The sequence below is a fragment of the Pseudomonas tumuqii genome, assembly GCF_013184545.1.
Lineage (GTDB): Bacteria > Pseudomonadota > Gammaproteobacteria > Pseudomonadales > Pseudomonadaceae > Aquipseudomonas > Aquipseudomonas tumuqii.
Genome location: NZ_JAAOJA010000001.1, coordinates 478587 through 493496 on the forward strand (window position 1 = coordinate 478587; position 14910 = coordinate 493496).

Below are 14910 nucleotides of genomic sequence, written 5' to 3' on the forward strand. Positions count from 1 at the left end.
GTGTTAGCCACATCAAAGCGTCCTCGCCCGGCGTGGGGCGCTTTGAATTTAAGTATTGCTTGACGTCTTGGTCGGTACCTTATCGCGGTATGTTGGGTCGTAGGATGGAAGCGCGAAGGCGCTTCCATCGTTTACTGAGATATGTCGCCGACCCTGATGTTCTCCACTTGAATAAATCAGGCTGTTATTTTTCTTTTTAATGCGTTCGACGAATAGCCTCTTCGGTTGTGTCGATTTTTATTTTCTCCAGATTCCGTCCCGTCTTAAATGCCTATATTTCGTGATTTTCTGACTGCACTGCGCCTGGCGTTCAAGGCGAACTTCGTCTGGATGGCTGCTGGCGTCCTGCTGGTGGTGGCGCTGGCCACCCTGTTGTCCGCCTATTTCGGTGGTCGCCAGCCGACGACCGTGGCGCTGGATGTGGGGCTCTCGACCATTCGCTTGCTGGTGCCGCTGCTGATCGTGCTGCTGGTACAGGAGCTGCTGTCCCGCGAGTTCGACAAGCGCTATTACCTCAACTCGCTGACGTACCCGCGTGGGCGGCGCAGCCTGTTGCTCGGTCGTTTTGCCGCGCTGCTGGCAATGCTGCTGGGCCTGTTGCTGGTCTTGGGGCTGTTGCAGGTGTTGCTGGTGGGTTTGATTGGCGACGCGCACCCCCAGGCCACCCCAGTGGCCATGGGGCAGCCCTATCTGATCGTGATCGCCTTTATGGCCCTCGACCTGCTGGTGCTGGCGGCGCTGGCGACCCTGCTGGCGGTAGTCGCCTCGACCCCGAGCTTCGTCCTGCTCGGCACCTTCGGCTTTATGCTGGTGGCGCGTTCCTACGGCGCCATCGTCGAGCTGCTCAGCCGTGGTGCCGAGCTGGTCGGCAATGCCGAGGGCTATCGCGCCAGCCTCGGGGTATTGGGTTACCTGCTACCGGATCTTGGCGCGCTGGATCTGCGCATGCTGGCGCTCTACGGCCAGCCGGAATTTCTCCCCGCCGACTGGCCCTGGTTGCTCCTGAGTAGTCTGGCCTACGCCTGCGCCCTGCTGGCGCTGGCGGTTTGGGCGCTGCAACGCAAGCGTTTCGCCTGATATGCGCAGCCGCTACGCTCCGCTATTGCTGGCGCTGCTCGGTTTCGCCGTGTTCTCCGCCGCCTCGCAGTGGCGCGCCCATACCCCTGCGCCTGTGGCTCCGGTGATTGAAGGCCGGGTGGTCATCGCCGCGCCGGTGTTGCTGGTGCTGTTCGGCGGCGACCGCTTTCTCGCGGCCAGCCTGGAAACCATGCGCCTGGCCGCCACCGGGTCGGGCTGGGGGCAGGCGGATACCGGCTATCTGGTCCGCGCCCAGCAGGTGGTGGCCGAGCTCAACCCCTGCCATGAAGACAACTATTACCTGGCCAGCGGCCTGCTCACCTGGGGTGGGGCGGACCGCGAGGGCGCCGAGGTGTTGCGCCGGGCCATGCAGTGTCGCTTCTGGGATGAGTTGCCGGCGTTTTTCTATGGCTTCAATCAGGCGTTCTTCAACAAGGATATTGCCGAGGCCAGCCGTGCGCTGGAGTTGGCGGCGCAGCGTTCTACCGCTAACTCAGCCGGTTTCCGTAAGCTGGCGGTGATGCTGCAGGCGGAAACCTTCGCCGATGAACAGTTGGCCCTGGACTACCTGATTCAACAACGCGATGCCGCCAGCGATCCCAAGCTGCGCGGCATGCTCGACAAACGCGTCGTTCGGTTGCAAGGTCTGGTTGCCCTGCGCGAGGCGCAGCGCCGCTTCGAGGCGAAAAACGGTGCGCTGGTAAGGCTCGAACAACTGGTCGAAGCCGGGCTGTTGCCGGCCTTGCCGGACGACCCGCTCAGGCTCGGCTACGAGTTGCGCGATGGTCGCATCATCCTGAAGAAACTGGAGATCGCCGGCATGGAGGATCAGTCGTGAGTGCTGCACTGGAATTTCAGGGCGTCAGCCAGACCTTTCGCGTCAAGGGCAAGGCGGTGCAGGCGCTGCGCGATGTCAGCTTCAGCCTGGCCGAGGGCGAGGTGTTCGGCTTCGTCGGGCCCAACGGCGCCGGCAAGTCGACCACCATCAAGGTCATGCTCGACATCATCAACGACTACCAGGGCCGGGTCAGCCTGTACGGCACCTGTGCGCGCCAGGCCGAGGCGCGCCAGGGCGTGGCCTACGTGCCGGAAGCCCCGGCGCTGTACGAGCAGTTCACCGCGATGGAAATCCTGCGCATGGCCTTGTCCATGTACGGCATCCGCCGGACGGACGAGAAGGCCTGGTGCCTGAACTGGCTGGAGCGCTTCTCTATCGGCGCGTCCGCCAACCGGCGCATCCGCGAGCTGTCCAAGGGCACGGTGCAGCGCGTGGCGCTGGCCCATGCCATGGTCGTGCAGCCCAGATTGCTGGTGCTCGACGAGCCGCTGTCCGGTCTCGACCCGGTCGGGCGCAAGGATGTGGTGGATATCCTCAACGAGTACAAGCAGCAGGGCGGGGCGATCTTCTTCACCTCCCATGTGCTGCACGACGTCGAACGCATCGCCGACCGTTTCGGCTTCATCAACAAGGGCGAACTGCTGACCGTGCGCTCGCCGCGCGAACTCGCCGCCGAGCGCGCCGATTACCTGCTGGTGCGCTTCAACGCCGCACACGCCATCGCCCCCGGCGCCCGCCAATTGCGCGACGGCGAGTTCGAATGCGAACTGACCCAGGCCGCGCTGCCCGCCTTCATCGCCCAACTCAACCAGAGCGGCGGCCACCTGCTGTCGGTGAAACCGGCGGTGTCGCTCGAAAGCGTGTTCTTCAAAATCCTCGACGACGCCGCCCGGAAACCCCAGCCCGCCCCAACCCCCGCGCCATCCCCACCAAACAAAATCCCGGCCTGACCCTGCGCTCGCAGGGCTTTTGTAGGATGTGGCGGGCCGCGGTGCTTTTGTAGGATGCGGTTGAGCGCAGCGATACCCATCAACCGGTTGCCCTGCCGCCGGATTTTATTGGTTTGCCACAGATCGCTGTGATGGGTATCGCTTCGCTCAACGCCATCCTACGGGGTCCGCGTCATCCTACGGGTTGGTGGCCGCAGGTTTTTTTGTCGCGCGTTCAGATATAGACGATGACTGCCCATCGTGCGGCGCCGCTGCCGAGGGGAAGGCCAAAGAAAATCGACTCTGACCCTTGACCGCCGGTGGTTGATTCGCTTCATCAATTGCGGGTGTATAGTTTGGCTGGCAGACAAAAATCGTAGGTATGAATTATGGCAAGCGACTCGAGAATTACCCTGGAGCCCGGTAAGCGTGGCGGCAAGCCTTGCGTTCGAGGTCTGCGCATCAGTGTTGAGGATGTACTCGGTTGGCTTGCTGGGGGGATGTCCCAAGAGGAGATTCTGGAGGATTACCCGGAGTTGAGTCGTGAAGACATTCTTGCTTGCCTGGCTTTTGCTGCCGACCGCCTGAAGCATGCGGCTTGGATCAGGGCTGCATGAAGTTATTGCTGGATGAAAATTTGTCGCGCAGATTGCTGCCGGCGTTGCAGGCGGACTTCCCTGGCTCTTCCCAAGTTGCACTGCTGGGGCTGGAACAAGCCGATGACCGCGGCATATGGGAATACGCGAAGGTGCACGATTATGTGATCGTCAGCAAAGATGAAGACTTTCATAATCTGCAAACCGCGTGGGGTTACCCACCGAAGATCATTCTACTTGCCCTTGGTAATAGCTCTAACCAAGCGGTTCTGCATGCGCTGACGACTTCTGCCGTGCAGCTGCGAGAGAGTCTGGCCGATGAGCGAATTGGACTGATCGAAATTGTCTGAGTTGCCGTAACGGGCGCGCGCATCGACTTCGGGTTGCGGACACAGCTTGAATAGTTTTTCGGCTAATGCCCCCCTTTTTTTCTGCTTACAAGCTCAAGCGCATCGACAAATCCACTGCCTTCACATCCTTGGTCAGGGTGCCGATCGAGATGTAGTCGACGCCGGTTTCGGCGATGGCGCGCAGGGTGGTTTCGTTGACGCCGCCCGAGGCTTCCAGCTTGGCGCGGCCCTGGGTGATGGCGACCGCTTGGCGCATGTCGTCCAGCGAGAGTTCGTCGAGCATGATGATGTCGGCCCCGGCGTCGAGCGCTTGTTGCAGTTCTTCCAGGCTTTCCACTTCGACTTCCACCGGTTTGCCGGGGGCGATCTTGTGCGCGGCTTGCACGGCTTCGACGATGCCACCGCAGGCGGCGATGTGGTTTTCCTTGATCAGGAAGGCGTCGAACAGGCCGATGCGGTGGTTGTGGCAGCCGCCGCAGGTGACGGCGTATTTCTGCGCCAGGCGCAGGCCGGGCAGGGTCTTGCGGGTGTCGAGCAGTTTGACCGCGGTGCCTTGCACCAGATCGGCGTAATGCTGGCAGCGGGTGGCGACGGCGGACAGGGTCTGGAGGAAGTTCAGGGCACTGCGCTCGCCGCTGAGCAGGGCGCGGGCCGGACCTTCGAGGTGGAACAGGGCCTGGTTGGGGCTGACGCGTTGGCCGTCGCGCACCTGCCAGTGCACGGCGACGCGCGGATCGAGCCGGCGAAACACCGCGTCGACCCAGGCGCTGCCGGCGATCACCGCGGCTTCGCGGGTGATGACGGTGGCGTGGGCCAGGCGCTCGGCGGGGATCAGTTGCGCGGTGATATCGCCGCTACCGATGTCCTCGGTCAGCGCGCGACGAACATTGGCCTCGATTTCGGCAGTCAGGTCGGCGAGGGTTAGGTTCGGCATGGTGGGCTCCACTGTCAGGGTCGGGCGATTATAGGGATTGCCGACCGCGGCTGCAGCGAGATTGCTCATCGCGGCTCGCATGATCGGGCTGCCGGGTGCTGCCCGTCGTTACGAGGTCGCTGATTTATATCTGTGACCTGTGTCATATCTGCAGGAAAAGTCTGTTTGGGGCGCAGGCGGCATACCTATAATCGATTTGCCTTTATGATTATTGACGCCGTAACTTTGACGTTAAGGATAACGCTCAGTTGGTTGCTGTGCAGATCGGTTGGCCCAAGAGGGGGCAGTCTGCAGGAGAGTCGCAATGAAGACTGACGCGAATGTGGTGCACCTGAATCCGGTGGCCGCCGAGCAATCGCCCACTTCACCGGTAGGAAGACTGCCCGTGGCGCTCATTCACCTACGCGACAAGGCTGCGTTGCAGCTCAAGCAATCCCTGCAAATCCTCTTCGACAATGCCGACGACACGCTGTTCGAGATGGCGGATCGGGCGGCCAGCAATGGCGAGCAGAACGCCTTCTTCGAAGCCATGCGCGATCTGCGCTTGAAGCGCAAGAGTATCGAGCGCGGCTTCCTGCAAGAGGTCTTCGAGCCGTTCGCCACCCTCAATCAATACGAGATCGGCAGGTCGCCGCTGGGGTCTGTGTCGTTCGACAACCTGGCGCTGGTGCAGCACGACGAGCTGGAAGAGTCCGTGGCGCTGGACGCCATGGTGGCCAAGGTCATGAGCCGCGACGGCGTGGGCGTCCGCCACCTGACTGCGCGCCTGAATGCCCTGGTCAGCAAGAAGCTCGACGACAAGTCCAACCCGCTCGGCCCCACTGCGCTCTGCGCGGCTTTTCTCGAGGCGTGCAGCAGCTTGGGGGTGGAGATCAAGGTCAAGCTGATCATCCTCAAGCTGTTTGAAAAGTATGTGTTGGCCGATCTCGATCAGCTCTATGCCGAGGCCAATCAGCTGCTGATTGCTGCGGGGGTGTTGCCGGAACTGAAGTCGGCGCCGGCGCGGCGTAACCCGGAGCGCTCCGGGGCGGCTGCGCGCGACCCCGCGGAACAGGCGGGCGTCGCTGCTGGCGAGCAGGACGGCGAGAGCGTGCAGGAAGTGTTCGTGGCGCTGCAGGCGCTGCTGGCCCAGGTGCGCGGCCGTGCCACGCCGCGGCGCGAGACGCCGGCCGATGCGGCGCCAATCACCAGCCGCGATCTGCTGCGCCTGCTCTCCCATATGCAGCAACATGCACCGGCGCCGGTCAGCGATGAGTTCGATCTGCGCGAGCAGCTCGAACAACTGCTCAGCCGCGCCAGCGCCAGGAGCGGCAAAGCGCGGGTAGTCGGCGAGGTCGATGAGGACGTGATCAACCTGGTGTCGATGCTGTTCGAGTTCATCCTCGATGACCGCACCCTGCCGGATTCGCTGAAAGCGCTGATCGCGCGCCTGCAGATTCCGATGCTCAAGGTCGCGCTGCTGGACAAGACCTTCTTCAGTCGCGGCAGTCATCCGGCCCGGCGCCTGCTCAATGAAATCGCCTCGGCGGCCCTGGGTTGGGGTGAACAGGATGACACCCAGCGCGGCAGCCTGTATCAGAAGATCGAGCAGGTGGTGCTGCGCTTGCTCAACGACTTTGTCGACGATCCGCAGATCTTTGCCGAGCTGCTGGCGGATTTTCTCGCCTTTACCGGTAACGAGCGGCGCCGCAGCGAGCTGCTGGAGCAGCGTACCCGCGACGCGGAAGAGGGCAGCGCCAAGGCCGAGTTGGCGCGGCGCCAGGTCGAGTTGGCGCTGAATGAGCGCCTGCTGGGCAAGCGCCTGCCCGAGGTGGTGGTGCGCCTGCTGCAGGAGGCGTGGAGCAAGGTGCTGATGCTCACCTGCCTCAAGCACGGCGTCGATTCGCCCGAGTGGCGGACGGCGTTGGCGACCATGGATGACCTGGTCTGGAGTGCGCAGCCCCACGAAGATCCGGAGGCGCGTCTGCATTTGCTCCGACTGGTGCCGGGGCTGCTCAAGGCGTTGCGCGAAGGCATGGCCAGCGCGGCGTTCGATCCGTTCTCCACGGGCGAATTTTTCAGTCAGCTGGAGGCGCTGCATGTGCAGGCTTTCCAGCGTTTCAAACGGGTGATGCCGGTAGCCGAAATGGATCAGGTCGAAGCGCCGGCCGTGCGCGTGAGCGACGAGCAGGCGGGTGACGCTGTGGCTGAGGCCGGTGCTGAGCTGGCCGCGCTGGAGTTGTCTCCAGCGGCAGAGCTGGATGTATCGGCGATGATCGAGGTGGTCGAGGAGATCGTACTGCTGGCCCCCGGGCAAAGCAGTGCGAGTGAGCCCGATATCTGTCTGGCCGATGACGACGAAGCCCTGCTGCGCGTGGATAGCCTGGGTGTCGGCAGCTGGGTGGAGTTTCAGGAAGACGCGGAGCACAAGCTGCGCTGCAAGCTGGCCGCGGTGATCAAGCCAACCGGCAAGTACATCTTCGTCAACCGCACCGGCATGAAGATCCTGGAAAAAACCCGCATGGGCCTGGCGCTCGAGTTCCGCCGCAATGCCATCCGCCTGCTCGACGACGCGCTGCTGTTCGATCGGGCGCTGGAGTCGGTCATCGGCAACCTGCGCAAGCTCAAGGGCGCCTGACGCTGTCCATGTGGCACTCGGGGCGGCCTTTGTAGGATGGCACGGGCGGCGATCCGTCGGGCCGCGTAGGATGAGCGCAGCGATACCCATAGGTGGCCACCCGGAGCAACGCTCACTCAGCGAGGTAGCCCGCACAAGCCCCGGCGCAATCCGGGGGCGGTTGGGCGGGGGCCGAAACTTCCCGGTTTGCCTGCCGGTCGCGATGATGGGTATCGCTGCGCTCAACCGCATCCTACGGGTTGGCGGTCTGGGCTTTTGTAGGATGGCGTTGAGCGCAGCGATACCCATCAAGCGATTTATGCCTGTACCCGCTGGCAGGGCGAATATCGATGATGGGTTACGGCGCCTTTGTTCTGCTGACAGCAGGTCAATTTGCGGGCGCCTAACCGATCCTACGATCTGTCGCTGCGCTCCGAGCGGATCGCCCCTTGGCCCCGTTGCCTGCCTGCTCTAGAGTGGAGGCTCGTGTGCGACACGCATGGTCGTGTTGTGCTTGGTTGGGAGCTTTCCCATGACACCAAAACTCCTTTGTTATCAGAGGGTTGAAGTCAGAATAAGCACAAGAGCCTGGCTTTGATAGCCTAAAAATGATCCGCTTGCGGAGGTGCGAAACTCTCCGTTTGCGGGGAAATAACGCCTCGAATTCGGCTTTTGCTGGCTAGAATTCGATCAAAAGCACTATCAAAAGAACAATCTCCGTACTGGAGATTGTTTCAAAATGTATCAAGCTCCCTGGGGATGGAAAACGCCCTCAGGGGCGCAATCCATCCTCTACGAAGCCTGGTCATTTTGGCCCCTGCCACCGTCGCGAGACGTGGGAGACCTCTTGTCCAAGCACGGAGCGCAAGCTCCGATTCGTATTGCTCAGCTCCGCTTGTCCAGGGAGTACCGAGCCTGACATGTACCTGTCAGTTCACTAGGTCGGCATGCGTCGGGGGCCAACCCCGGGGTGTGAAGCCCGATCAACAATGTCCCCTCTCGCAAGAGAAGCATGTGCCGGCAACGGAGCGTGCGATGCATCCGAATTGCACGGAGGCAGGGGGGCTAGTGACCAAACCCGCATGGCTAACGCATGTGAACCGTTGACAGAACCCTCGACACCACTGACGGGCCTACGGCAATTATCGGCCCCAGCCAAAATGGCAATGTAGTCGGTCGGCGCAGTATGAGTATGCGCTGCGGTACCACCACTGCTACCGGGGGAAAGACGGAGCCTAAACGGGGAATTGATGCGATTCGGGGAACGTGGCAATCCCGACCACTCGCCTGCCCAGCAACATCGGGTAGGCAGGCAGACCGCAAGGCGAGCTGATGGGTGTGGGGAATGGGAGGATGCAAGAAGCGAATGGCCGCCTGTAATGGGCGGTATACCGGGTGAGACATTACCGGCAGGGGATAACTCTGGCTGACGTGCATCTGGTTTACGAGCGCAAAAAGAGCCGCTGATTCCAGCGATAACCAAATGACCCTATGGGCGAACTGCTGCCCATAGGGGAGTAGTCCGTCCTGAATGTCGTTCATCTCGGGAGGACTGTATGAAAACGCAACCAGCAACATCGGTCGCGTCTGCGCCCTCCGGCGGAATGACGAACTGGCACGATCTCGATTGGGCCAAAGTTCAGCAATCCGTTCGGAAAACGCAGCTGAAGATTGCGCAGGCAACACGGGACAGTGACTGGCGCAGGGTTAAACGCCTGCAACGGATGCTGGCTCACTCGTTTTATGGTCGCTGCATGGCTGTAAGGCGAGTCACGGAGAATCGGGGTCGCAAGACTCCGGGCGTAGATGGAGAAACCTGGGGTACGCCCCAAGCCAAGTTCCATGCCGTGGGACGTCTGTCGAAAAAAAGAGGCTATCGGCCCAGACCGCTACGGCGGGTATGGATACCGAAACCTGGCAAGCAGGAGAAACGCCCACTGGGTATCCCGACGATGTTGGATCGGGCCATGCAGGCGCTGTATCTGCAAGCGTTGGAGCCTGTCGTGGAAAGCGCCAGCGATCCGAAGTCCTATGGATTTCGCCCGGATCGCTCGACGGCTGACGCAATGGTAGAGCTCTTCCACCTGCTGGCGCCTGAAAGGGCTCCAGTCTGGATTCTGGAGGGCGACATCAAAGGCTTCTTCGACAACATTAACCACGGATGGCTGTGCCGAAATGTCCCGATGGACAGGGCGGTGCTGCGCAAGTGGTTGAGAGCTGGGGTTATCGACCGGCGACAACTCATGGCTACGGAAGCCGGGACGCCACAGGGCGGGATCATCTCGCCCTGTCTGGCCAACGCCACCCTCAACGGTCTGGAGACTCAGTTGAAGCGCCATCTGGCGAAGAAGCTGGGGATCAATAAGGCCGCGAAGACCAAGGTGCAATGTGTGCGTTATGCGGATGACTTTGTGATCCTGGCAGCCTCGAAAGAGCTGCTGGAGGAAGAGATCAAACCCTGGGTGGAGCAATTCCTGTCGGTACGAGGGGTTGCACTATCCCAAGAGAAAACGCAAATCACGCACATTTACCAGGGGTTCGATTTTCTGGGGTGGAATTTCAGGAAGTACGTGCCGAAGTCACCACACAGGAAGGCCAAGCTGCTGATCAAGCCCTCGAAGAAAAACGCCTCGGCGTTCTATCGGAAGGTGAGCGAGATCATTAAAGGCAGCGGGGCTTTGACGCAGGAAGCGTTGGTCGGCCATCTGAATCCGGTACTGAAGGGGTGGCGCAATACCATTCCCCAGTCGTGGCAAAGAAGACCTTCAGCAAGCTGGATAATCTGATTTTCTGGCGAATCTGGAGGTGGGCGAAGCGCAGGCATCCGAAGAAGTCGGCTGAATGGATCAGGAATAAATACTTCCGATCCATAGGTAGGCAGAACTGGGTGTTTGCGTACCCCTACAAGAATGGCAAGGGAGAAAGGCAGTATCGCCAGTTGTACAAACTGGCGGGAACCGCAATCGTGCGCCACAAACGTCTGCCGGGGGATTACACCCCCTATGACGCAGAGCACGAACTGAAGTGGGAGGCGTTGAGAGTCCAGCGGATGCAGCACAAGCTGCGTTATCGAGGGCAAATCCTCAGCCTCTTCCGTAGACAGCGGGGTCTTTGTGCCCTGTGCGGGCAAGCGGTAAGCAAGGGAACTGGCTGGCACGACCATCACGTCATCAGACGTGTAGACGGTGGGCCGGATACCTTATGCAACCGTGTGCTGCTCCATCCCAACTGTCATGCGTTGGTGCATAGCCAGCGACAAGAGGTAACTCTACAGTTCAACGGTCTATAGCCGTAGAATCACACGCAACACTCCGTGCGTTGCCGGCCAAGCTACTTGGTTTAACGTAAGCTTGAGCCGTGTGCGATGAAAATCGCACGCACGGTTCTAAGGGGGGGATGGGCCAGTAATGGCCTATCTCTACCCGACTCAAGGAGCCTTTATGCAGCTGGATCCTCGCAGTGGTTGGTGCCAAGGTGCGCGCCACTGCCCATCGCCCAATTTCAATGAGCGCCCGCAGGCTGAGGTTTCCCTGTTGGTGATCCATAACATCAGCCTGCCGCCGGGACAGTTCGGGACCGGCAAGGTGCAGGAATTCTTCCAGAATCGCCTGATCGTCGATGAGCATCCATACTTTGCCGAGATTGCGAGCTTGCGCGTGTCGGCGCATTTCCTGATCGAGCGCGACGGCGCCATCACTCAGTTCGTCTCGTGCAACGAGCGCGCCTGGCATGCCGGGCAGTCGTGTTTCGCCGGGCGCGAGAACTGCAACGATTTTTCTCTGGGGATCGAGCTGGAGGGCACTGACGAGCTGCCCTTCAGCGATGCGCAATATGCCGCATTGGTTGGCCTGACGGCCGAGTTGCAAAGGGTGTATCCGGCGCTCACCCTGGAGCGTATCTGCGGGCACAGCGACATCGCCCCGACCCGCAAGACTGACCCCGGCCCGGCGTTCGACTGGTCGCGCCTGCGCGCTGCACTGATGGATAGGAAGGAGAAGTCATGAGTTTTCTGGTGTTGTTGCTGGTGCTGTGGGTGGAGAAGTTTTCGGCCTGGCGCAACAAGATCCAGCAGGACGGTCCCTGGTTGCGGCTGTTGGCCAGGGTGGAGCGGCAGGCGGACTTTATCGAGAGCCCCTGGTTGGCGATCGTGCTGCTGGTGGTGCTGCCGCTGGTCGTGCTGGGGTTGCTGCTGGTGTTGCTCGAACCGCTGGCCTACGGTTGGTTGGCGTTGCCGGTGCACCTGCTGGTGCTGATCTACAGCCTTGGGCGTGGCGATTTGCAGGCGGCGCTCGGGCCGTTTCGCGACAGCTGGCGGCGCGGTGACAGTGAGGCTGCCTATCTGGTCGCCCGTCGCGATCTGGCCCTGGAAGCCGGCGAGGAGGGCGCGCTGCTGCAGCAGGTGCAAGGGCATCTGGTGTGGCAGGCCTATCAGAGTTTCTTCGCCGTGATCTTCTGGTACGCGCTGCTTGGCCCGTTGGCGGCCTTGGCTTATCGGTTGCTGGCCCTGCTCGCCGAGCATGCCGGGCAGGAGAACTTGCGCGAGCGCGCCGTGCAACTGCGGCATGCCTTCGACTGGATGCCGGTACGAGTGCTGGCGGCAAGTTTTGCCCTGGTCGGCAATTTCGTGGCGGTCAACCGGGCGCTGTTGCACGAACTGTTGAGTTGGGACATCAGTGCCGCGCAGTTGGTGATCGATGTCGGGCGCGCGGCTTGCGAGACGCCGGAACCGGTGCTCGGCGAAGCCGGGGTGAGCAGCCTGGATAGCCTGTGGCAGCTACTGGTGCGCTCCGCCGTGCTCTGGTATGCGGTGTTCGCCCTCTGGGAACTGTTCTACTGATCACCTTTGGCAGCCTGCGGTTGAGCTAGCAGTACCCAGCGGCGCTCAGGCGTCATCTTCGATCAATCCATCCCTATACGAATCAGCCCCGGCGCACACCGGGGCGCGGTTGCGCGGGATCCAGAGCGCAGTGATGGGTATCGCTGCGCTCAAGCCTACGCGGCCCGCGCCATCCTACGGGTTGGTGGCGACAGGTCAGCGATTGGCAGCCACACCGTTTTTCGTAGGATGTGGTTGAGCGTAGCGATACCCATCAACCGGATGTGTAGCGGCCGGGTTTTATTGATTTTCCGCAGATCGCTGCGCTCATCCTGCGCGGCCCGCCCCATCCTACGGGGGCCGGGTAACGCTCCCGCTCCTGCCGACGGCCGAGGCTTGGGGATGTGCACGTGTTTAACCTTAAGTTACAGAGATTGCTGTCGATAACGGGTATACAAGCACACTGTGCTCGATCGATCGGCCAGGCGGTTGCTCAGGCGGATCTGCCGTACTGGCATCTTATGCATTGATCGGGACGCCTCAGGTCGGGCTGCAAGGGATGCAACGACTACCGCGGGAGCCTTTCCACGGTCGACCTTGTAACGCTGCATAACAATAATGAGAACAGGAGACGTCTTGTGAAGACCGTGCTGTATCCGGCCATCGCGCTAATGAATCGCCTCAGCTTCGGCATGAAGTTCAGTTTGATCAGTGTCCTGTTCTTTCTGCCCATGCTGGTCACCAACTTCTATCTGGTACGCGATTCCTATCGCCAGTTCGTCAGCACCCAGGCGGCTCTGGAGAGCATCGACCTGCTCGGTCAGGCGCTGAGTTTAAGGCGCGACCTGGAGGATTTTTCCGACCTGATGGAAATCAACGTCATGATCGGTCAGTCTGGTCAGTCCGGTCAGGCGGGCGATCTCGAGGCACGTATCACACGCCAGCATAGTGCGCTGGACGCGACCTTGCAGGGCTTGGTGCCGGTGGTACATGAGGCCGAACAGGTCGACGAATTCACCGCCAGGCGCGATGAAATGATTGCCGCACTGGCCGCGGTACAGAGCGAGACTTCGCTGCAAAGCAAAGCTGGATTGGCCGAAAAGCTGCTGGACAGTTCGCAGGTATTCATCAAGCTGATCGCGGCTCAGGCCGGCCTCAGTCAGGATCGTCAGCGCGAAGTTCGGCAGATGACCGACCTGATTGTCAGCACCACGCCGGGGATCACGTCAGCATTGAGCAAGGGCAGGGCAGTGGGCGCCTATTCTCTGGGGCAGGGCTTCCTCAACTCGGCCGCCAGCACCAAGTTCGATGATTTGCTGCTGGAGCTGGAAAAGCTCCACGCCGAGTATGGCTTGAACTTGCAGGACGCCTTGAATAGCAGCCCGGCCGCGCGCGCCGCGCTGGAAACCTTGGCCACCGCCAGCCAGTCGACCCTGAAGACCAGTGTTGCGCTGTTCGAGAACAAGGTGGTGGTCGCCGATACCCTGGATATGCCCTGGCCGCAATTCTATGAAGAAGTCGGCGCGGCCATGGGCAAGACCTATGAGCTGAACGATGCGGTGTTGGCTTTCCTCGATCAGCAACTGCAGGAGCGTCTACAGGAAAACCGTGGGCAGATGGTTCTGTTGGTCGCGGCGCTGGTGCTGGTGTTCCTGCTGATCGGCTATCTCTATGGCGCCTTCTATGTGTCGACCCGGAGCACCTTGAAGAGCCTGGGCGAGGTCATGGATAAAGTCGCGGCCGGCGATATGACGGTCAGCTTCACGCCGCAGAGCAAGGATGAACTGGGCGAGCTGGGGCAGGTGTTCAACGAGACCGTGAAGAAGATCCATGACCTGATCGAGCGCGTCGGCCAGACCGTGGTCGAGGTCGAGCGTCAGGCCGATAGCGTGGAACTGGTTTCCGGCGAGAGCAACCAGGCGGTCGCCGGGCAACGCAGCCAGATCGAACAGGTGGCGACGGCGATGAACCAGATGTCCGCTACCGCCCAGGAGGTGGCGCGCAGCGCCGCCGCGGCGGTCGATAGCGCGCAGAGCGTGAACCGCGAAACCGTCAGCGGCCGCGCCCTGGTCGAGTCCCAGGTCGGCAGCATTCAGCGCCTGGCCAGCGAGATCGACCAGTCGGTGGCAGTGATCAACCAGTTGGCCAGCGACAGCGCCTCGATCAGCCAGGTGCTGGACGTGATCAAGGGCATCGCCGAGCAGACCAACCTGCTGGCACTCAACGCCGCCATCGAGGCGGCGCGGGCCGGTGAGCAGGGCCGCGGTTTCGCCGTAGTCGCCGACGAGGTGCGCAACCTGGCCAAGCGCACCCAGCAGTCCACCGAGCAGATCGAGAACATGATCGACAAGTTGCAGGGCGGGGTCGGTGCGGCGGTCAAGGCCATGGGCGCCAGCCATCAGATGGCCAGCGGCACGGTCAGCGAGTCGGGCAAGGTGCAACTGGCGCTGGAGAACATCCTCGGTGCGGTGGGCATGATCGTCGACCAGAGCCAGCAGATCGCCGCGGCCGCCGAACAGCAGACCGCGGTGGCCCACGATATCGACCAGAACATCGTCGAGATCAACCGCGCCGGCGAACGCACCGCCGCGGGCGCCAGCCAGACCGAGTCGGCCAGCCGCGAACTGTCCGGCCTGGTGTCGCGCCTGAAACAACTGATCGGCGCGTTCCGCGTCTGAGAGCTGTTGCAGTACCGACAAGGCCCGCCATTTGGCGGGCCTTGTCGTTTACGCCAGGAGCGTGGGGCGGTCCGGGCGGCCTGCTTCAGACCACCA

The 14910-nt window shown here is 61.6% G+C and carries 10 protein-coding genes and 2 pseudogenes; 11 read left to right on the forward strand and 1 reads right to left on the reverse strand.

What is annotated here, in order from left to right; translation table 11 throughout:
* The first annotated feature begins 267 nt into the window (after positions 1-267).
* From G9C89_RS02125 to G9C89_RS02145, 5 genes are all read left to right on the forward strand, one after another.
* The gene (locus tag G9C89_RS02125; RefSeq protein WP_172143920.1) at positions 268-1077 is read left to right on the forward strand and encodes an ABC transporter permease; all 810 of its coding nucleotides are present in this window, start codon (positions 268-270) and stop codon (positions 1075-1077) included.
* A gap of 1 nt (position 1078) precedes the next feature.
* A complete protein-coding gene (locus G9C89_RS02130) occupies positions 1079-1915 on the forward strand; it encodes a hypothetical protein (protein ID WP_172143922.1) in 837 nt (278 codons plus the stop codon).
* A complete protein-coding gene (locus G9C89_RS02135) occupies positions 1912-2865 on the forward strand; it encodes an ABC transporter ATP-binding protein (protein ID WP_172143924.1) in 954 nt (317 codons plus the stop codon). The genes G9C89_RS02130 and G9C89_RS02135 overlap by 4 nt, the downstream gene beginning before the upstream one ends.
* A 368-nt stretch (positions 2866-3233) precedes the next feature.
* Positions 3234-3461 (forward strand): DUF433 domain-containing protein, encoded by a 228-nt coding sequence (locus G9C89_RS02140; protein ID WP_172143926.1) that lies wholly within the window; start codon positions 3234-3236, stop codon positions 3459-3461.
* Entirely contained in the window at positions 3458-3790 is a 333-nt protein-coding gene (locus tag G9C89_RS02145; protein WP_172143928.1) for a DUF5615 family PIN-like protein, read from the forward strand. Before G9C89_RS02140 ends, G9C89_RS02145 begins: the two co-directional genes overlap by 4 nt.
* Positions 3791-3875: 85 nt before the next feature.
* Here the strand turns inward: G9C89_RS02145 and nadC are convergent, their stop codons facing one another.
* Positions 3876-4724, reverse strand: a complete 849-nt coding sequence (gene nadC / locus G9C89_RS02150; protein WP_172143930.1) for a carboxylating nicotinate-nucleotide diphosphorylase — start codon at positions 4722-4724, stop codon at positions 3876-3878.
* 304 nt (positions 4725-5028) lie between these two features.
* On the opposite strand from nadC, the gene G9C89_RS02155 reads away from it, so the two are divergent.
* The 6 genes and pseudogenes from G9C89_RS02155 (at position 5029) to G9C89_RS25465 (ending at position 14814) form a co-directional block, all read left to right on the forward strand.
* Positions 5029-7341 carry a DUF1631 domain-containing protein gene (locus G9C89_RS02155; protein WP_172143932.1) on the forward strand — a complete coding sequence of 771 codons (2313 nt, stop codon included), beginning with the start codon at positions 5029-5031 and terminating at the stop codon, positions 7339-7341.
* Between the two features lie 1535 nt (positions 7342-8876).
* A pseudogene (gene ltrA, locus G9C89_RS02160) lies at positions 8877-10609 on the forward strand (group II intron reverse transcriptase/maturase).
* A gap of 151 nt (positions 10610-10760) precedes the next feature.
* On the forward strand, positions 10761-11324 hold the full coding sequence (gene ampD, locus G9C89_RS02165) for a 1,6-anhydro-N-acetylmuramyl-L-alanine amidase AmpD (RefSeq protein ID WP_172144832.1): 564 nt from the start codon (positions 10761-10763) through the stop codon (positions 11322-11324).
* Positions 11321-12157 (forward strand): regulatory signaling modulator protein AmpE, encoded by an 837-nt coding sequence (gene ampE / locus G9C89_RS02170; RefSeq protein WP_172143934.1) that lies wholly within the window; start codon positions 11321-11323, stop codon positions 12155-12157. The genes ampD and ampE overlap by 4 nt, the downstream gene beginning before the upstream one ends.
* 1595 nt (positions 12158-13752) lie before the next feature.
* Positions 13753-13956: pseudogene (locus tag G9C89_RS25460) on the forward strand (HAMP domain-containing protein); the annotation flags it as partial.
* Between the two features lie 153 nt (positions 13957-14109).
* Entirely contained in the window at positions 14110-14814 is a 705-nt protein-coding gene (locus tag G9C89_RS25465) for a methyl-accepting chemotaxis protein (protein ID WP_390623757.1), read from the forward strand.
* The last annotated feature ends 96 nt before the right edge of the window (positions 14815-14910 follow it).